At 50.2% G+C, this 235-nt stretch carries 1 rRNA gene; it reads left to right on the forward strand.

The features are described from left to right. Positions 1-235: ribosomal RNA gene (locus MZO40_RS17265) — 23S ribosomal RNA — on the forward strand; the annotation flags it as partial.

Raw genomic sequence — 235 nt, forward strand, 5'->3', positions numbered from 1 at the left:
TGAGACAGTTCGGTCCCTATCCGTCGCGGGCGTAGGAAATTTGAGAGGACCTGTCCTTAGTACGAGAGGACCGGGATGGACATACCTCTGGTGTACCAGTTGTGCCGCCAGGCGCATTGCTGGGTAGCTACGTATGGATGTGATAAACGCTGAAAGCATCTAAGTGTGAAACACACCTCGAGATGAGATTTCCCATTCCTTTATGGAAGTAAGACCCCTGAAAGATGATCAGGTA

Source organism: Lactiplantibacillus sp. B652 (genome assembly GCF_023806745.1).
Lineage (GTDB): Bacteria > Bacillota > Bacilli > Lactobacillales > Lactobacillaceae > Lactiplantibacillus > Lactiplantibacillus pentosus.